The sequence below is a fragment of the Staphylococcus chromogenes genome (genome assembly GCF_029024625.1).
In the GTDB taxonomy this organism is placed as follows: Bacteria; Bacillota; Bacilli; order Staphylococcales; family Staphylococcaceae; genus Staphylococcus; species Staphylococcus chromogenes.
In genome coordinates, this window is sequence record NZ_CP118953.1 from 335,959 (window position 1) to 355,512 (window position 19,554).

General features: G+C 34.5%; 16 protein-coding genes and 4 pseudogenes. 13 read left to right on the plus strand and 7 right to left on the minus strand.

Going from position 1 to position 19,554, the window contains the following annotated elements; genetic code table 11:
* Window positions 1-94 precede the first annotated feature (94 nt).
* Window positions 95-1,564 (minus strand): N-acetylglucosamine-specific PTS transporter subunit IIBC, encoded by a 1,470-nt coding sequence (gene nagE, locus PYW36_RS01475; protein WP_037576002.1) that lies wholly within the window; start codon window positions 1,562-1,564, stop codon window positions 95-97.
* 383 nt (window positions 1,565-1,947) lie between these two features.
* Between nagE and lip the strand changes: the two genes are divergently transcribed.
* The gene (gene lip, locus PYW36_RS01480; protein ID WP_103159669.1) at window positions 1,948-3,999 is read left to right on the plus strand and encodes a YSIRK-targeted triacylglycerol lipase; all 2,052 of its coding nucleotides are present in this window, start codon (window positions 1,948-1,950) and stop codon (window positions 3,997-3,999) included.
* Here the strand turns inward: lip and PYW36_RS11355 are convergent.
* A complete protein-coding gene (locus PYW36_RS11355; protein WP_103159693.1) occupies window positions 3,970-4,251 on the minus strand; it encodes a transposase in 282 nt (93 codons plus the stop codon). The two genes, lip and PYW36_RS11355, sit on opposite strands and share 30 nt — an antisense overlap.
* Window positions 4,252-4,261: 10 nt before the next feature.
* On the opposite strand from PYW36_RS11355, the pseudogene PYW36_RS01490 reads away from it, so the two are divergent.
* Window positions 4,262-4,643, plus strand: a pseudogene (locus PYW36_RS01490) (DUF536 domain-containing protein); the annotation flags it as partial.
* Window positions 4,644-4,680: 37 nt separating this feature from the next.
* Here the strand turns inward: PYW36_RS01490 and PYW36_RS01495 are convergent.
* Together PYW36_RS01495 and PYW36_RS01500 are read right to left on the minus strand one after the other, a co-directional pair.
* Window positions 4,681-5,266 (minus strand): annotated as a pseudogene (locus tag PYW36_RS01495) (recombinase family protein).
* A 344-nt stretch (window positions 5,267-5,610) separates the two neighbouring features.
* Entirely contained in the window at window positions 5,611-6,276 is a 666-nt protein-coding gene (locus PYW36_RS01500; protein ID WP_103159692.1) for an NAD(P)H-dependent oxidoreductase, read from the minus strand.
* Window positions 6,277-6,432: 156 nt separating this feature from the next.
* Between PYW36_RS01500 and PYW36_RS01505 the strand changes: the two genes are divergently transcribed.
* The gene (locus PYW36_RS01505) at window positions 6,433-7,296 is read left to right on the plus strand and encodes a fructosamine kinase family protein (protein ID WP_103159668.1); all 864 of its coding nucleotides are present in this window, start codon (window positions 6,433-6,435) and stop codon (window positions 7,294-7,296) included.
* Between the two features lie 23 nt (window positions 7,297-7,319).
* On the plus strand, window positions 7,320-7,694 hold the full coding sequence (locus tag PYW36_RS01510) for a DUF1648 domain-containing protein (protein WP_037575989.1): 375 nt from the start codon (window positions 7,320-7,322) through the stop codon (window positions 7,692-7,694).
* Between the two features lie 93 nt (window positions 7,695-7,787).
* Here the strand turns inward: PYW36_RS01510 and PYW36_RS01515 are convergent, their stop codons facing one another.
* Window positions 7,788-8,387, minus strand: coding sequence for a YIP1 family protein (locus tag PYW36_RS01515; protein WP_103159667.1), 600 nt, complete (start codon window positions 8,385-8,387; stop codon window positions 7,788-7,790).
* Between the two features lie 346 nt (window positions 8,388-8,733).
* On the opposite strand from PYW36_RS01515, the pseudogene PYW36_RS01520 reads away from it, so the two are divergent.
* From PYW36_RS01520 to PYW36_RS01545, 6 genes and pseudogenes are all read left to right on the plus strand, one after another.
* A pseudogene (locus tag PYW36_RS01520) lies at window positions 8,734-8,865 on the plus strand (GNAT family N-acetyltransferase); the annotation flags it as partial.
* Window positions 8,866-9,610: 745 nt separating this feature from the next.
* Entirely contained in the window at window positions 9,611-9,832 is a 222-nt protein-coding gene (locus PYW36_RS01525) for a putative cyclic bacteriocin (protein ID WP_103159666.1), read from the plus strand.
* 381 nt (window positions 9,833-10,213) lie between these two features.
* Complete coding sequence (locus PYW36_RS01530) at window positions 10,214-11,584, plus strand: hypothetical protein (protein WP_229717298.1); 1,371 nt, start codon at window positions 10,214-10,216, stop codon at window positions 11,582-11,584.
* A 46-nt stretch (window positions 11,585-11,630) separates the two neighbouring features.
* Complete coding sequence (locus PYW36_RS01535; RefSeq protein ID WP_229717297.1) at window positions 11,631-12,086, plus strand: stage II sporulation protein M; 456 nt, start codon at window positions 11,631-11,633, stop codon at window positions 12,084-12,086.
* Between the two features lie 14 nt (window positions 12,087-12,100).
* Window positions 12,101-12,823 carry an ABC transporter ATP-binding protein gene (locus PYW36_RS01540; RefSeq protein WP_103159632.1) on the plus strand — a complete coding sequence of 241 codons (723 nt, stop codon included), beginning with the start codon at window positions 12,101-12,103 and terminating at the stop codon, window positions 12,821-12,823.
* 165 nt (window positions 12,824-12,988) lie between these two features.
* Entirely contained in the window at window positions 12,989-13,189 is a 201-nt protein-coding gene (locus PYW36_RS01545; RefSeq protein WP_198645704.1) for a helix-turn-helix transcriptional regulator, read from the plus strand.
* Window positions 13,190-13,820: 631 nt separating this feature from the next.
* On the opposite strand, the pseudogene PYW36_RS01550 reads toward PYW36_RS01545, so the two are convergent.
* Both PYW36_RS01550 and PYW36_RS01555 read right to left on the minus strand, forming a co-directional pair.
* A pseudogene (locus PYW36_RS01550) lies at window positions 13,821-15,376 on the minus strand (IS1182 family transposase).
* Window positions 15,377-15,537: 161 nt separating this feature from the next.
* Complete coding sequence (locus PYW36_RS01555; protein ID WP_103159629.1) at window positions 15,538-16,137, minus strand: YIP1 family protein; 600 nt, start codon at window positions 16,135-16,137, stop codon at window positions 15,538-15,540.
* Window positions 16,138-16,396: 259 nt separating this feature from the next.
* Between PYW36_RS01555 and PYW36_RS01560 the strand changes: the two genes are divergently transcribed.
* Genes PYW36_RS01560 through PYW36_RS01570 form a run of 3 tightly spaced genes read left to right on the plus strand, consistent with a single transcriptional unit; the run spans window position 16,397 to window position 19,300 of the window.
* A complete protein-coding gene (locus tag PYW36_RS01560; protein ID WP_172458456.1) occupies window positions 16,397-17,437 on the plus strand; it encodes an efflux RND transporter periplasmic adaptor subunit in 1,041 nt (346 codons plus the stop codon).
* Entirely contained in the window at window positions 17,434-18,120 is a 687-nt protein-coding gene (locus PYW36_RS01565; protein WP_037575988.1) for an ABC transporter ATP-binding protein, read from the plus strand. Before PYW36_RS01560 ends, PYW36_RS01565 begins: the two co-directional genes overlap by 4 nt.
* Window positions 18,113-19,300 (plus strand): ABC transporter permease, encoded by a 1,188-nt coding sequence (locus PYW36_RS01570; protein ID WP_103159627.1) that lies wholly within the window; start codon window positions 18,113-18,115, stop codon window positions 19,298-19,300. The genes PYW36_RS01565 and PYW36_RS01570 overlap by 8 nt, the downstream gene beginning before the upstream one ends.
* Window positions 19,301-19,554 lie beyond the last annotated feature (254 nt).

Sequence of the window (19,554 nt, forward strand, 5' to 3'; positions counted from 1 at the left end):
TGATTTGTAAATCGAGAGAGTGTAGTGTGCAAGTTTAGGAAAAAATCTTAAAAAAACTGTCTACAAGTAGGGAAGCCTTGCAGACAGTTTTTAGTTATTTATCTTGTTTTTCCATTTGTCTTTCAATTTCATCAGCGACTTGTTGAACGTGTGTCCCTATGATGACTTGTGCTTGATGTTGTCCATTTTTCGTTACCCCGACAGCGCCGGCAGACTTGATTTGGTTCTCATTCATTAAACTTGTATCTTTGAGTTCTAAACGTAAACGTGTCGCACAGTTTGTGAGAGAGGCAATATTGTCTTCGCCACCCAACCCTGAAATGATTGTCGAAGCGGTTTGATAATATTTAGAGCCCGCTTGATGTGATGCGTTTTGAGTCAAGTCCACTTCAGGATCAGGAATTTCAGTGCCACGACCAGGTGTTTTTAGATTGAATTTCACAATCATAAAACGGAAAATCACGTAATACAGAACGAAAAATACGAGCCCTTGTAAGACGAGCATAAGGGGCAGATGGGCAATCGGATTAATTAAAGACAAAACGTAATCGATTAAACCGGCACTAAAAGAAAATCCTGCAGTCCATTGGAAAGTGGCTGCGATAAACAATGATAATCCAGTTAACACAGCGTGAAGGACATACAATTGTGGGGCCACAAACATAAAAGCAAACTCTATGGGTTCTGTAATCCCCACCACAAAAGCTGAAATAGAACCGGCTAACATTAAGCTTGCCACTTGTTTTTTGTTTTTACTGTCTGCGGTATGATACATCGCAAGTGCAGCGGCAGGCACCCCAAACATCATAATTGGGAAGAAGCCAGCCATGTAGCGACCTGTGATCCCTTCTGTCCCTTTTTGACTTTGGAAATTGGCAATATCATTGACCCCTGCTACATCAAACCAGAACACCGCATTGAGCGCATGGTGAAGTCCAGTAGGAATCAATAAACGGTTAAAGAAACCATAGAGGCCGGCACCAATTGGCCCAAGTCCTAGAATAAATTCCCCAAAGTTGACGAGACCTGAATAAACGAATTGCCAAACAAAAAGTAGAATGCCTGACAGAATGACACTGAATAATGCGGTCATAATTGGCACAAGACGTTTCCCACTAAAAAACGCTAAAGCGGTAGGAAGCTCAGTAGAGGCAAATTTGTTATAAGCGTAAGCCGCAATTAAACCGACGAGAATCCCGATAAAGACATTGCCGTTATTAATATTCGCAAATCCAGCATTAACGTCTTTCGTTGCGATATTTAAATAGTTCGCAACGTTTTCTGGTTTTAACAACGTCGTTACAGTGAAAAAGCCAACAACGGTTGCTAGTGCGACGGCACCATCATTTTTCTTAGCCATGCCAAGACCGACACCAATGGCGAAAAGCAGACCGAGTTGTCCGATAATGCCCATGCCGGCGTTAAAAAAGAATGTATAGTACGCATTTGTATTATTTGAAAATGCGGCAATCGTATTGGCGATTGCAATGAGAATCGCTGCTGCAGGTAACACCGCCACAGGAAGCATTAACGATCTCCCAATACGCTGTAAAAAGTTAAGCATAAGTACACCTTCTATTCTTAAAATATGTATGAGTATCAAGCGCTTTTGATAAGCACAACTATTATATAATAGCGCTTACAGATTGAATAGAGCCGTTAGATAAAAAACAAAAATTTGTAAAGTTATATTTAAAAATAAAGAGAGTGCATAACATTCCGGTATGCGCTATCGTCATAAAAATTCCAAAATTAACAGTTAGGCATAAAAAACCTACACATAGGCAATGAAAATGCCTGGATGTTACCTCAATAGATAGATTTTTAACAGTTAAGCAAAAAATTAGAGCAACTAGGCAACTTTACAATAATTTTACGGTCTTTTGGTATGCTACCAGTGAAAAAGCCACTTTTAAAGGGCTATACATATCCGAAGGGACTGGTAAAATGAAACAAACACAACGTCAACACACATTCTCAATCCGTAAATCCGTTTTCGGTGCAACGTCTGTTATAGTTGCCTCATTTATATTTATTGGTGGAGGCCAGGTGGCACATGCAGATGAGACAAACACGCCGACAACACCACAAGCTCAAACGACAACAGAACAATCGGTGCCAATGACAAAACTAGAAGCGCCACAAACATCGAAAACAACACCAATTGAATCAAGTCAAGTCACTGATGCATATCCACAAACCAGTGCATCTGCTAAAATGACAGAATTACAACCGGCGCCAACATCAGAGGACATGAAACCAGTAGAACCGGCACAAAAGTCAGAAGAGATGAAACCAGTAGAGCCGACGCCAACATCAGAAGAGATGAAACCGGTAGAACCTGCGCAAAAGTCAGAGGACATGAAGCCAGTAGAACCGGCGCAAAAATCAGAGGATATGAAGCCCATTGAGCCTGCCCAGAAAGACGCGACTCCAAGTACTGAACAACCTGGGATGCCTCTTTCGAAAGCCAAACACAAAACATCAGATGAATCTGCAGAAACAACAGAACCGACAACACATACCACTGAAATGACAGACCTTACAAAGGCTGACCCCTCAGAACATGACAAAAAGACGTCATCAAAAGCAGAAAAATCTAACGAAGAAGCCCAAGTACCTTCAATCGATAGTGAGTTTAGTCGAGTGAAAGTCAATCCTTCAGATAAAACAGAAACAGAATACACAAATGAACAAAAGTCGAAAACAGAATCATCTCAAGAAAATGAGGCGTCATTAAAATCAGTCGACGCGCCAAAAACAAAAGACACAACGACAAAAGCACAATTTACAAAACAAGCGAATGAAAAAACACCAGTTGTGAAAAAAGCGCCAGATGCTGTGCAAAATCCAGAACATCCTAAAAATAAAGATCCTTTTGTTTTTGTACATGGTTTTAACGGATTTGTAGGAGATGTTGCGGCGAAAGGTGAAAACTATTGGGGTGGCACAAAGGCGAATTTGCAAAATCATTTGCGTGAGTCAGGCTATGAAATGTATGAAGCGAGTGTGAGTGCTTTGGCGAGTAACCATGAGCGCGCTGTTGAATTATATTACTTCTTAAAAGGTGGCCGTGTTGATTATGGGGCAGCACATTCTGAGAAATTTGGTCATGAACGATATGGTAAAACTTATGAAGGCGTGTTAAAGGATTGGAAACCTGGTAACCCTGTTCATTTTATTGGACACAGTATGGGCGGTCAGACGATTCGCTTACTTGAACATTATTTACGTTTTGGTGATCCTGAGGAAATCGCTTATCAAAAAGCGCATGGCGGTGAAATCAGTGATTTATTTAAAGGGGGTCATGACCACATGGTGAAATCTATTACGACCCTTGCGACGCCACACAATGGTACACATGCCTCAGATGGTCTCGGCAATAGCCCAATCATTCGTAATTTACTTTATTCTTTTGCGAAAACGTCTAGCAATCTCGGAACGATTGATTTTGGATTAAATCAATGGGGCTTTAAACGTCAAGATGGAGAATCATTGATTGATTACAATAATCGCGTGGCTAAAAGTAAAATTTGGGATTCTGAAGATACAGGTTTATATGATTTAACGCGTGAAGGTGCAGACAAAATTAATCAAACTACCGAATTGAATCCGAATATTTATTATAAAACATACACAGGACTTGCGACGCACCCAACACAACTTGGAAAACAAATGGTAGATTTAGGAATTGAAGCGTCAAAAGTGATTACCGGCAACTACATAGGGGCTGTCGACGATGTGTTATGGCGACCAAATGATGGCCTGGTTTCTGTGATTTCTTCTCAACATCCTTCCGATGAAAAGAGTGTCGAAGTGAATGAAAATTCACCGCTTCAAAAAGGAACTTGGCAAGTCATGCCGACGATGAAAGGATGGGATCATAGTGATTTTGTAGGCAGTGATGCTTTAGATGCCAATCATTCTGACAAACAACTAACAGATTTTTATGATTCCATCGCAGATTATTTAATGCGCATTGAAAAAGCAGAACAATAAATAAAAGCGCTTTGTCAACGTCGGTTGGTGAAGGTAAAATGTGCTAAGTGGCAAGTTTTTGTTGCTTAGTACGTTTTTATATTTACTCACATATAACCTCGAAATGATGAAAATCCTATTTCTAAAGTTATTAAAATTTCTATAACCATAAGTGACATGTGTGATAAGCTTAATTTTATTGTTAATCCCTTCAATTGAACTGCTGATTAAATGAGGGATTTGAACCGTATTTGCAATATAAGTATAAATAATTGATTAATGTATTGATGACAATGACTATTTGAAGATTGTAGAAAAAATTATCAAGAAAGTAGGAAAAACGAAAAGTAAAGGTTCAATAAAAAAAGAACTACTTAACGAAAACTCTTCAGAAGTTGAAAATCATATATATAATCATTCAAATAGTTCTAAGATATTTCAGACAAAAATAAGTGAGTTAGAAAAGCAAATAGAAATCTTTGAAACTAGGGCTAAAAATGATGAAAAATATATTGATAATCTAAACAAACAATTAGATTATCAAAATAGCAATGTGAATACATTAAATAAACTGTTGGAAAATCAACAAATATTAGCTTTAGAAAGTAATAGAAAAATACAAAGATTGGAGTCTGAATTAGAAGAAAGGCAGCTTAATTATTCTTCTAATATAAGTGAGGATAAAGAAGTTCTAGAAACAAATCACAATACGGATTCTATTAATATTGATTCAGATAAACAAGAAGAAAAAATAGTTTCCCATTTTAATCGTGAAACCTGCCATTGCTCTGCAATAGTTTTAATAGGTTTCCCATTATCATAAAGTGTTTTGAGCAATTTTAAATCTTTGGTATTTAACTTTTCAGGTCTACCCCCAAGACGGTCTCTGTCACGAGCTACAATTCTACCCCTTGAAGAACGTTCTAAAATTAGATTACGTTCAAACTTTGTAACGCTGTGAATAAATGGAATAATAATTGTCCTGTAGAACCTGATTTATCCATCGTTATATTTTCTTCTAAACTATGAAAGCTCACTCCTCGTCCGTTAAGCTTATTGACTAGTGTGATTAAATCCTCCATATTACGTCCCAATCTATCTAATCTTCAAACAACAATTGTATCTCCTGACCTCGCAAATTCATTCACTTTATCTAAGCCCGGCTGTTTATTTTTGAACCACTTATATAGTCGCTAAATTTCTTTTCACAACCAAATGCCTTTAACTGATCTTCCTGTAAATTTAAATTTTGTAATTCAGTTGAAACTCTTGCATAGCTTATTTTCAAAATACAAACCTCCTATGTAATTCACTCTGTATGGCTACCTATTTTTTAAACTCAAATTACACAACACTTATTTGTATACGTGCATACCCTTATACATGCATAAAGTATGCACGTATAAGGTATGTAAAGTTTATTGGGGTATAGAGGTAATAAAACAACTTTATGTATGTTATAAGTTTTGTACTTGCAATTTTAGAGATATTTGTGCCATGTTGTATTTAAAGTGAGAATAACGGCTAGTGAACAACTCACCAACTGTTAAAAGTATAGAACCTAAATAAAAAAGCAGGTCAGCATCGCATCTGACCTGCTTTTTTGTGTGTTTTTGTATAGGATGTCGGCAGTTATTCGATCCATTGAATAACGTCTTCAGCTGAACGACGTCTTTTTTCACGTTTTGGTGCTTCTTTGCGATAGCCAAATGCGACCATGACAGAAGGGTAATACGTGTCTAAATCGATATAGCCTTTGTCACTTAACAATTGCGCCACTTCAGGATAAGAAAAGCCTTCCATAGGACAAGAATCGATACCTAAAATGGCTGCTGCAGTCATCATATTGCCAAGAGGGATATACGTTTGTTTACCAGCCCAATCTAATAATGTGCGCTCACTTTGGTAAAGGTCATTGCTGTCGTTTTGAAAAGTTGTTGTGGATTCTTGTTTTTGTTGAGACATTTCTGGCGTCATTTTTTGAATTTCTTCAAGCATGTAAGAGACGTAAGGGTTTTTCGGTTGAACATCTTTACGTGCCAAAATAAGCACAAAATGACTTGCTGAATCTAATTGTTTTGTAGCCCCCCAACTGTGAGGTTTCAGTTCATCACGTAAATCTTTATTTTGAATGACTAAAAATTTCCAAGGTTCTAATCCTAGTGAACTTGGAGAGAGGCGTCCTGTTTCTAAAATTGTGTTAAAATCGTCCTCATTGATTTTTTTCTCAGAATCAAATTGTCGAACAGCATGACGGAATTGATACGCATCGAGTAATAACTGTTTTTTATTTTCCATGACCATAGTCCGCTCCTTTTATGAATTGTGATATTTTAAGTATAGTGAAAAGACACAACAGATGAAAATATTGTGTTTAGGGGTCGCTTCTTTTGAAAATATGCTATTTCGGGTAGGAGTTTTATAAGAACTGAAGTAAAAGAAAGGAAGAGCGCAATGAACGAACAACAATGGCGTGAAGTTTTACCACTGGAAGACATTACCACGATACAACCTGTTTCAGGTGGCGATGTGAACCAAGCCTACAAAATTGAAACGAAAGATCAGCCTTATTTTTTGTTAGTCCAACCGGGGCGTTCTCAAGAGTTTTATGCGGCAGAAATGGCTGGGCTTCAAGCGTTTGAGGCAGCGGGTGTTACGGCGCCTCGTGTTATCGCCAATGGGGAAGTGTCTCACGATGCGTATTTACTTTTAAGTTACTTAGATGAAGGGACATCGGGAAGCCAACGTGCACTTGGTAAATTAGTGGCCAAACTTCATCATACTGAAAGTGAGAACGGACAATTTGGTTTTCATCTTCCTTATGAAGGGGGAGACCATCGTTTTGAAAATACATGGGCAGATGATTGGCGAACCCTTTTTATGCAACAACGGTTGATGCCATTACGAGATATGATTGTAGTAAGACAATTATTATCAGAAGAGGGGCTCGCACTATTGGATAAAGTCTATGACCTCATTGATACGACATTACAAAAGCATCAGAGTCGTCCCTCACTCCTCCATGGAGATTTATGGGCAGGCAATTATATGTTTTTAACAGACGGGACACCTGCATTGTTCGATCCTGCGCCACTATATGGTGATCGTGAGTTTGATTTAGGCGCAACGAAAGTGTTTGGTGGTTTCACCCAAGATTTTTATAAAGCGTATGATGAAGCGTATCCTTTAGAAGAAGGTGCACATCTGAGAATTCATTTTTATGAGTTGTATTTACTGCTCGTCCATCTCGTGAAATTTGGCGCCATGTATGAAGGAAGCGTCCGTCGCATGATGGATACTATTTTAAAAGAGGCTTAACGCATTGAAAGGAGTTTCGCAACATGAGTCGACAGCACAAGTATTTGAGAGTTATCTATATGCTTATTTTAGTCTTATGGCTAGGCGCACTGATATATCTCGGGATCTCGTACACACATCTCCCTTACACGGTTGCGACGCATTTTACGTTATTTGGAGAGGCTGATGCCTTTGGGCCGAAAAAGCAATTATGGTTCTTACCCATTTTCTTTTTAATTTTGTGGAGCGTGATGGTGGGAATGATTGAAGCGATGCCTAAAGTAGAAAGAATTATGAAAGGGAACATGAAATCTTCCCGAAAAGTTCAGTGGTTATTCGCAGTATTATTTTTTCTCTTTAATTTATGCGTGTGGGCTATGTATCTCTATCAATTGCACTCCCTACTTCATCACCACTAAAGAAAATATTCTCAAAAGAAAATAAAAAAGCCTACAAAGCAAAAAACTTTGTAGACCATGCGAGCTAGGACAGGTGCGTCCTAGCTTTTTCATTTAAGCAAAAAATGAAAATGAGAAGAAAACAATAAAATGAATGACCGCTAAAACGGCAGACCACTTTTTAGAAAGGTGACACGTAGAATGTAAAATCACGCCGAATAACCAAGCCGTCAAGATATTTTGGATGTTAATCGCTGCTAGTTGCGGTTGTCCTGGTGAAAAGATATTCAAAGAGGCGATATTGATATCAGGTAATTTTAGGCCGAACATCCATTGAATCAGTAGGGTCACAACAGCAACCACAGATAAGATGACGAGCATGAGTAACGTTGACGCCCAAATACTTTTAACAGACACGTCAGATTTTGCGATTTTAGCAATGATTAACACAATCACAAAATAAATGAGCCAGTTAAAAAAATTACCAAAAGGCACACCAATGCCGGTTAATATAGGCATTATAGTCGTCATGCCATCAATTTGTTCTTGCGGGAGCCCTTGTTCTTTAAAGGTAGCCGTGAAATCTGTGACAAAGGGTGTAAGAATCCCTGCGATGATAGATAACACAATTAATAAAAGAAGGTTTCGAAGTAATTTCGGATGATGGCGCTTCTTTTCAAACGCATCGATATGTAATAAGTTGCCTTGATTCATGGTTTGTCTTTCCTCCTGCTCATGTAAATCTTACTTTATATAAACGATACGATAAAATTATTAATTAATCAATAGAAGTTTTAAAGGGGAACTTTGTTAATCAAATTAAAATTATCGTAAAAAATTCTACAATTAGGTTTCGCATGATTGGAAAATCATATAAACTTAAAATAAATAAAGTTGTGTTGTTAGAAAAACATCTACGACTAGTTTTAAAGAAGTAATACCAATACTTTTGAGAAATCTTTTAATAACATTGGTGAGTTTTGTGTTCGTTAAAGAATTAATAGATTGTTTAGGTTTTGAATCAAATATTCTAAAACAAATGGATAAGTTGGTTCTATAGTATAATTTTATCGAAAATAAATATAGAATTTTAGGAGTTGTTTTTGATACAGTAACAGAAGATAGGAAAATAAAACCAATAATTCCTAAAATTGTTGAAAAAGGCATTGAATTCAGACATGTAATTGTTCTTATAAGTTATTTTAATGCTAGCCACGTCTACCATAGATATAAATATCATATTAGCTTGGTGACTTGGTTAATCTTAGTATGTTTATACTTCTAGATATACATCTAGCAAACACTATTAAATGCAATTCTCATTATAGTATTTTTAAAGAAAGTAAATTTAAGTTCATAGACTTAAATTAAATATATGCGGCCTTTTCATTACATTATTGTGATTGATCTTAGTGTATGTATTTTAAAGTAAAACAATCATTGAGGCATAGATATAGGAGATACTTATGACTACAATATGTATGATTAAAAGTTTCAATCAATCAATCGAATCCAGTTTAAAAACAAAGAATTAATTTGCAACTTTAACTGTATCATTATTGATGCTTGATATTTGTTCTAACATTGAATATAGCGATATTTCTTAAGTGGGTGTTAGATATAAGAAATGACAGAATAATTATTTTGTAGAATTATTTACACAATTGAAGAATATAACGGAAAAACAGAGAAAATGGAAGGTCACATTAATTTAACCTTCCATTTTCTCTGTTCAGTAAGAAATAATCTAAATATTTACAGTTCTAATGTAATATATATATTGCAAAATGTCAAATAGAGAATTCTACAGCTTATTAGTTTGAGTATAATAGACGTATAAAATTTTAAAAAAAGTTTAATTACTCAAAAAATACAAAATAACTCTTTCAAATTTTTAGGTAAACATGTATAATATTTTAAAAAAGGAGGTGGAAACAATGCTTAACTTACACAAGAAAATTGCGTGGACAGGTATTAAAGGATCAGCTGTAACAAGTTTTGTAAGTGCTTTAGCAACAGGAAGTGATATTTGGGCAGCACTTACAGTTGCCGGAATTGCATTTGGTGGTGGAGTTGGAACTGCTATTGCAGGTATAGGACGTGCAGCAATAATGAAATTCATTAAACGTTGGGGCGTTAAAAAAGCTGCTGCATGGTAAGAAATAATCTAAATATTTACAAAAGAGCCTTCTTAAAAAGTGGGCTCTTTTCTCAAAAAAGGAGTTTAAATGAAATTCACAATAGCTTGTTATTATCTCAAATTCAATTTCTTATATTTCATACAAAGAAAGTTTGAATTCATAAAAAACAATAATTTAAAAAAAATGTTTAAATTATTGTTTTTTATTCAAGTAATGACTTCGATATCCTTGCTATTTTTGACATCTCTTATAGTGAATTCATATCTAAAAAAACATGTAAATATAGATGTAATTGAATATTATTACTTTTTAATTTCTTTCCTTTATACAGTTTTAATACCCATATTACCTAGAGCAAAGATACTAATAAGCCCTATGGATAAGAATCTATTATATAGAGTGGGTTTGAAACAAATCGATATCTTCAACTTAATATATTTAACTGATGTTTTGAAGAAAATACCAGTTTATTTAAGTTTTATAGCTATAGGTTTAGGACTTAGTTTAAACCATCCACACCCTTGGATTCTATTAGTTAAAATAATACTTTCTATTTTTTATTTTATGGTCATTTCATATGTTATTCAAATTATTTATACAAATATAAAGGTTAAAAGTAATAGGAAAATAGCATCCATTTCATATTTTTTTATTAATATAATACTAGGTATAGCAGTTGCTATTATCGGTTTTGTGATTGCTTTTCTGATTTTAAATATTTTTATAAGACCATTTTTAATCTTCTCGGCGCACGTTTTAAAAATCAAAGAGAAATTTGAATGGAGTAACTATTTTTATAGTGTTAAAAATCAATTATTTGATATACATAGTAAAGCAACTGTTATTCTAGACGTTATATCACCTCATACAATATTTATAAAAATTAATATTTATAATGTAATATGGCTTATTTTAGTGTGTTTATTATTAGTGATATTTTATCGTTTTAATTTGGTTGGATATTGGTATAGGAAGGACGATATATATAATTCTTGTTTAAACAGAGATGTTTCTTTGCCTAATTCACTTTTCTTTGTACAGTTGAAACAGTTACTGAGCAATAGAGAAGAAATAAATTTACATAAACCATTTATTTATATAAGTTACTCTATTTGGTTTTTTTTAGGAGTTATAATTTACTTTTCACAATTTTCAAGTAGTCAGTTAGCAAATGCAATGGCATTTTTGATGATTCTTAACACAGTAACTCGTGACAGTTTCTCGGCTGGAGTGGATTTGTTTACCAGAACTTTAAGATTTGATTCTGATGGTAAAAGTATAGGTCTATATAGAATGTCCAATACTAAATTTCAAAAGATTTATGAAGCAAAAATTCTCTTAATTCGCTTTTTAGGAATTAAGGAAACAATTATAATTGCTATTTTATTGTCCATATTTTTTGATATGGATATATACCTATACTTCGTTCTAATACAGATTATTGTTATCAATGCTATCATAATTCCTAATTTATCACTACTTCCGTCATATCTATCACCTCACTTTAATTATCAACATTACAGTGAATTTGATTATTTTGAAGATCAAAGTATTTTAGAAGATTCATTGTTTGATAAAATTAAAAATTTCATTTCATCATCCTATTTCTTTATTTTTTTTATAGGTTTTTTATTACAACGTGAATATGTTGATATAATATTTTTTATTATTATATATAACATTTTACTGTTTATAATACTTATTTATTTTATATATTTTTCTAAGAGTAAAATAACTAAAAAATGGGAAAAGAGGGATTTATATCTATAATGTAAATTACAAAAAAATATTTCTTTTTAATTTGTCTATCTTGGTTGTGGGTTTTTTAATAGGAATTTTACTTTATTACTTCTTAGGTGTAGACCTAGGTAAGGCAGTAATATCTGAAGATTTGAATGTTAAAGATTTATTTGTTCACAATTTGACTTATTTTATAATAGCGGTTTTCGGTTTTTTATCTTTGGGTATTTTGAATGTTGTAATGATATTTTTAAATTCTGCTATAATAGGTTTTTTTATAGCTCACGGCATAAAGAGTGGTCAGACAATTAAAGTCATTTTAGCGTTAGCTCCGCATAGTGTATTTGAGATAGGGGCATTATTGATAGCTTCTACATTTTCATTAGGTTATATATCATACTTGTATAATAAATTTATTAAAAAAAGGGAAATTAAAACTAAAATATACAGAGATTTTGTTCTCGTAATTTTACTTGTATTAATATTAACTCTTGTTGCAGCGTTAATTGAAAAATATGTAAATTTAATATAAGAGGGGCTATAAGCGTGTTAACTGTAAAAAATGTACAAAAAAAATTCGGAAAATCAATATCTGTTTTAAAAGACGTAACTATAGATTTTGATGAGAACAGTATAAATTGCATAGTTGGCGCAAACGGTGCTGGTAAAACAACTTTACTAAATATAATTAGTGGATTAATACTGCCTAGTAATGGCAATATATTTTTGGATGACAAAAGTATACTTAAAAATGTTAGTTTAAGAAACAAAATTTTTTATGTTCCTGTTGACCCTTTTTTTTATGAAAAATTGAGTGCAAAAGATAATTTGGAAATAATAAGTAATTTATATGGAAAGAATATTGGTTCAGAATTAGTAATACAGACTTTAGAAGAAGTTGGTTTAAAGAGAGAAGACTTAAGAACTCCGGTTCAAAATTTTTCTACCGGTATGAAACAAAAGCTTAATTTTGCATCTATGTTGTTAGTAGATGTACCCGTTATATTATTAGATGAGCCGTTTAATGCGTTAGATTCAATTACACAATCTAGGTTTTCAAAAATTTTGAAGGATTTAAGGAGGAAAAAGAAAACTATAATATTTACTAGTCATTTACCAAGTACAATTTTAGATCTCGCTGATAATATATATTTTTTAAAAAAGGGAATTATAGTTGAGAAAAAAAGAAGGGATTTTTTTGACAGAGAAAGTTTAGAAATATGGTTATCTGATAATCAAAGGGAGGAGAATCAAAATGAAGAAGAATGATTTGTTAGTAATGCTAGTAATTTATGTTATTACTTCTGTAGTTATGTATATTAGAGTGGGGGTTAGTTTTCAGTTTTTTATGTACTTAATTTTATTCCCAATAGTATTCATGATTTTTGCATCAATCATGAATATCATTAAGAAAAAGTAGTATTGAGATGAGTAATATTGAATAATAAAGTAAAATTTGAAAGAATCGCACTTTCTATGACTCAAAAAGATCTTGCAAAAAAAGTTGGAGTAACAAGACAAACTATATCCCTTATTGAACAAGGTGATTATAACCCTTCATTAGCACTTTGTAAGAAAATTTGCTTTACCTTGGGGAAAAGTTTAGACGAACTATTTGGAGAAGATATGAAATGAAACATTATTTTACAAAGAAAATATTGCCAAAAGACGAAAGGAAACGCGAAAATATACTCTATACGATTTCAGAATCTACTATAATATTCTTTGTGGCCTTATTTATTTATGCTATTATCAATAGATCTTCATTAAATGGTACATTAATGGATAAAATGGTTATTGGAAGTATTATCTTCTTTATTTCGTTTATATTCATTAGATATATAGCAAGTGAAGTAACTAGAGATGATATTGATACAAAGCGAAAATTTTATTTTCAACTATATTTCAAAATGTTATCGAACTTTATAATTTCTATGATTATATTATTGTTTATCGCTTTTACAAATATTATTTATTTTAAATTAATTACATATATAATTATGTTTTTCTGTTTTTTTATTCCTCTCATGATTGTCAGTTATTTAGAGTTGTATATTTCCTATAGAGCTAGCAAGAATCTATTTAAAGAGTGATTACGGATTTATATTATTACTCACTTTTTAAAATTCAAAATAAAGCAATTGGACTAAAGTATTAATATGAGGGGCTGGGACATAGGGTTTCAGTTCCTAAGAAAAACACCACAAAAATCTTTTGAAATGATTTTTGTGGTGTTTTTCATTTGAATTCTACTTGAAATTAGCACTTATCGTGCTAATTTTCTTATGTTTAGAGCCATAAGGGCAATTCCAATTTCACATTCGACTTTAGATTGGGTGCGTACGGATAATCTTTTGAAACCCAAATTAGCCTTCAGATTTCCAAAAGCTGATTCGACATCTATTTTACGTTTTTTGTAGATGCCATTCATTTTAGGATCTGAAAGCAATTGTTTAGTATAGTTTTTTAGATATTCCCATGTGAAGTTTTTCAGTAATTTTTTATTTGTATTCGGATTTTTAGTTTGTTTCATACATTTGCTTCGCAATGGGCAATCGAAACAATCTTCACATCTGTATTCTTTGAAATCTCGACGATAACCATAATAATCATGTCTAATTCTATATTTGAAGAAATGTAACTCTTTATTATTCGGGCACAAGTAATAGTCGTCTAATTCATTGTATCGCCAATTTGCAGAGATAAACGGATCATTTTTAAATTTCTTTTTCCCTTCTTTAATATACATTCCATAAGTGATTAGTGGCGCCTTCTCAAAATCATCTAGTATCATTTTATAATTACTTTCACTACCATAACCTGCATCAGCTACAATATACTCCGGAATGCCACCATATAATTCTTTCATTTCATTCAAAAACGGATCCAGTGTTCTTGTATCTCCCGGTTTATTATACACGCCGTAGGCGAGTACAAATTGATTATTCGTTGCTATTTGTAAGTTATATCCTGGTTTTAATTGTCCATTTTTCATGTGGTCATCTTTCATTCTCATAAATGTCGCATCATAATCTGTTGTTGAATAGCTCTTTCTGTCACCATAAATTTCTTTTTGATTCTCATATTTAATTTTGCGTTCTCTAAATCATTAATTGCTTTTTTGCTTTTTTTAATTTGGGTTCGCTGTTTTCTCAATGTTTTACGTTCTTGAGTATTGGCCGTGTTTTCGATTTGAGAAGTCAAATTTTTTTCTTTGTTCTCTAGATAGGTTTCGATTTGATTCATCTCTTCTTTAGACAACTCTTTTGAGGATTCTTTTTTTATTTCCTCAGCTACTAAAGTTTCGTAAAGTGTATTAGACTTTTCAACAACCGATTGGCTGAATATTTCGGTATTTGCGAGCCATTGAAACGTATATTTATTGGCATTTGCTTCAAGCTTAGTTCCATCGATGTAAACAACATCTTCAGATATTAATTTATCTTCGATTAACTAAGCTCTAAAACCAACAAATAAAGTTTGTAAAATTCCCATCATGTGTGGATTCATTCTGAACCTATTTATAGTTCTGTAAGAAGGTGTTTGCCCTTGGGCAAGCCACATGAGACGACAGCTATCTTTAAGAAGGAATGCTATTTTGTGTCCTGAAAAAACAGATTGAGAATAGCTATAAAGAAGTATTTTTAACATCATCTTGGGATGATAAGAAGAGGGGCCCCTATGATTGTAATAGTCATTGAATTCTGCGTCAGGGATGGACTCAACAAGATGATTAATAATAGTAGAAACATCATTTTCTGGAAATGTAATTTCCGTTTCAATTGGTAGTGTTAGTTGAGACATGTTATAATTTTTATACATATAAAGTTCCTCCGTATCATTTTGTTTGTGGTTATTCATTATTATACGCGAGGACTTTATTTTTTTGGAATAATATATAAAGGGAATCGTTTAAGTAAAAATGATTTTACCTAATCGATTCTCTTTTTGGGCTAGGAATTATGTCCCAGCCCCTTTTCCATTTAAGTAAATAAAGAGAATGAGAGAACAACAATAAAATGAATGACCGCTAAAACGGCAGACCACTTTTTAGAAAGGTGACACGTAGAATGTAAAATCACGCCGAATAACCAAGCCGTCAAAATATTTTGGATGTTAATCGCTGCAAGTTGCGGTTGCCCTGGTGAAAAGATATTCAAAGAGGCGATATTGATATCAGGTAATTTTAAGCCGAACATCCATTGAATCAGTAGGGCCACAATAGCCACCACAGATAAAATAACAAGCATGAGTAACGTGGACGCCCAAATACTTTTAACGGACACATCAGATTTTGCGATTTTAGCAATGATTAACACAATCACAAAATAAATGAGCCAGTTAAAAAAATTACCAAAAGGCACACCAATGCCGGTTAATATAGGCATTATAGTCGTCATGCCATCAATTTGTTCTTGTGGGAGCCCTTGTTCTTTAAAAGTGGCCGTGAAATCTGTGACAAAGGGTGTAAGAATCCCTGCGATGATAGATAACACAATTAATAAAAGAAGGTTTCGAAGTAGTTTCGGATGATGGCGCTTTTTTTCAAACGCATCGATATGTAATAAGTTGCTATGATTCATAGTTTGTCATTCCTCCTAATCATGTAAATCTTACTTTATATAAACGATACGATAAAATAATTAATTAATCAACGTCAGTTTTAAAGGGGAGCATTGTTAATCAAATTAAAATTATCGTAAAAAATTCTACAATTAGGTTTCGCATGATTGAAAAATCATATAAACTTAAAATAAATAAAGTTGTGTTGTTAGAAAAAAACATCTACGACTAGTTTTAAAGATTATTAAGTGAGGAGAGAACGTTTTGAAGAAAAAATCAATGATTATCTTGTCGATTGTCGGGATTGCCCTGTTAATCATCGCAGGATTTATCGCAAAAGCAGTGACAGGCTCGAACAAAGATGACAAAGCAGCTTACGATACATATCAGGTGAAGACTGAAAGTCCGATTAAAGTGACGGGCAAGGTTTCGCCAGAATCTATTAAAACATATCAAAATAATGCCCAGTTAGGCGATTTCGTCAGTGTACAAGTCAATGAAGGACAACGTGTGACACAAGGGACCCCTCTAATCAACTACGACATTAACCCGAATAAACGCAATGAGTTATACCAACAAGTGCGTCAAGCAGAAGCGAAAGGCGATCAAACAGCCATCAATGAAGCGTGGAAACAATTGAATCAATACGATAGTCAAGTAAACGATAGTGTCTATGCGACGTTCAATGGGATTGTATCGGATATTAAAAAGACAAATGTGGGTAAAGGCGAACCGATTTTGAAATTAATCGCCGATGAACCTCAAATTAAAACGACGGTCTCGGAGTTTGATTTAAACAAAATCTCAGTCGGTGACGACGTGAATGTTACCGTGACTAGCACGGGTAAAAAAGGAAAAGGCAAAATTAAAAGCATTTCTGAACTCCCAACAAGTTATGACCAAGCTCAACAAGCAGGTGGACAAGGTGCGATGAGTGGAGCCGACCCAAGTGGAGATTCTGGAGAAGGACAAGCGATGACCGCGTCTAATCCGACGGAAACCAATCCAACTGGAGGAGATGACAGCGCGTCTTCAAAATATACTGTGATGATTGGGGACTTAGATTTTGATGTGCGTAACGGTTTCTCAGTTGAAGCTGAAATCCCCCTCGACACGATTAAACTCCCATCGTCTGTGCTGACGAAAGATGATCACGTGTATGTGGTGGATAAAGACGGTACAGTTGATAAACGACAAATTAAATATGATGACAATAATGGGGACCTCATTTTGAAAAAAGGTCTGAAGAAAGGTGACAAACTCATCAAAAATCCTGATAGCGATTTAAAAGACGGGAAAAAAGTTGAGGTGTCCTCATGATAGAACTCAATCATGTGAACCGAAGTTTTAAAAACGGCAACGAAACGAATCACATTTTAAAAGACATTCACTTACGAATCGATGCAGGTGAATTTGTGGCGATTATGGGGCCTTCAGGTTCAGGGAAAAGTACGCTTATCAATATTTTAGGGTTTATCGATCGCGGATACGAAGGCGACTATTTGTTTGACGGCCATAATTACCAACAACGTTCAGATAATGAACTGGCCGCCATCCGTAACCGTACCGTTGGCTTTGTGTTCCAAAACTTTAAACTGATTCAAAACAATACGATTTTAGAAAATGTGAGCATTCCCTTACTCTATGCCGGCCTTTCTGCAAGAGCCCGTAAAGAACGTGTGCGAGCGATGTTACATGAAGTTGGTCTTTACGATAAAGAACAACTTGTGCCGAACAAGCTTTCAGGAGGCCAACAACAACGTGTCGCTATCGCAAGGGCGATTGTTAATGAACCTAAGTTTATCATTGCGGATGAACCGACAGGGGCGCTAGACTCAAAGACTTCACAAGATATCATGACATTGTTTTTAAAGTTAAACAAAGAACAAGGTACAACCATGATTGTAGTCACGCATGATCCGAAAGTCGCCGCACAAGCCGATCGCGTCATTCATATTTTAGATGGTCGTATTCAAAAAGAAGAGGTGAACGTACATGAGTAACTTTAACAATATTATTCACGTTGCCTTACGTTCTATCCTGAAAAACAAACGTCGTAATATATTTACGATGATTGGGATTATTATCGGTATTGCCGCGGTCATTACCATCATGTCATTGGGAAACGGGTTTAAAGAAACCGCCAATAAGCAGTTCAATGATGCAGGGGCCTCTAAAAATACCGTGCTCATTGATTATATAGACAATCAAATGGCCGAAGGGAAACCCCCGGCGAACACGACACCTTTCACGGCCTCAGATTTAGATCTTGCCAAACAAGTGAAAGGGGTACAAGATGCGAAACTGAAGAAGAATGACCAAGACGGATTAAGCAGTGAAGCCCGGAGTGTTAATAAAAAATCTGACATCACGATTAAACCAAAAACGTCCGCACGTGAGACCCAACAAGGAAAAGGATTCACGTCTGATGATAACGAGACCTCAGACCGCGTCGCAACGATTAGTTCCGAAGTGGCTGACAGTCTGTTTAAAGGAGATGCGGTCGGCAAGACGATCTATATTGATGGGATGGGATTTGAAGTAGTTGGCATTCAAAATGAGATGGTCACACCGAATCTTGTTCAAATCCCTTCTAATACATTGAAACGTTATTTGCCGAACTTAACTTCCGCAACGCCGCAACTAGAAGTAAAGTTTAATGAAAGTATGAGCAAAAAAGACGTGGCCAATGCGGTCGCAGATAAATTAAACAAAAGCGGCTCGGCTGTGGGCAGCGGAACCTACCAATACACAGATATGGAAGCGCTCATGAAAAACATCAACAAAGTATTTGATGCGATTACGTACTTTGTGGCAGCGGTGGCAGGTATTTCCCTCTTTATTGCCGGCATCGGTGTCATGAACGTGATGTACATTTCTGTGGCGGAACGTACGGAAGAAATCGCCATTCGACGCGCATTTGGCGCAAAAGGACGTGACATTGAACTTCAATTTTTAATTGAAAGTGTCATTTTATGTTTAATCGGAGGCATCATTGGTTTAGTCATTGGAATAGCGATTGCCGCCCTCGTTGATGCGTTAACGCCAGATTATATTAAAAGTTCAGTTACCCTAGGATCAGTCCTCCTTGCGGTGGGCGTCTCCTCCTTAATCGGTATTGTCTTTGGATGGATTCCGGCCCGTGCGGCATCTAAGAAAGAACTGATAGACATAATCAAGTAAGTTTAATGAAGATCTAGTAAAATTGCATAATTCTACTAGATCTTTTACTCTATGGTGTGAAAATCAGACAATTGAAGTTGGTGTGAAATTTGAAAGAATTACTTTCTACAATATTAATGATATAACTATAGGTACATTAATTTTTTTGTTGTTTTCTAATTCTCTGCTAACGCTAATAGGAAAAGTAATATTTAACTTTTTGTGTGTAGCATTAATACTAATTTATTAGAAAGATTTTCTTTTAGAGACCAAGT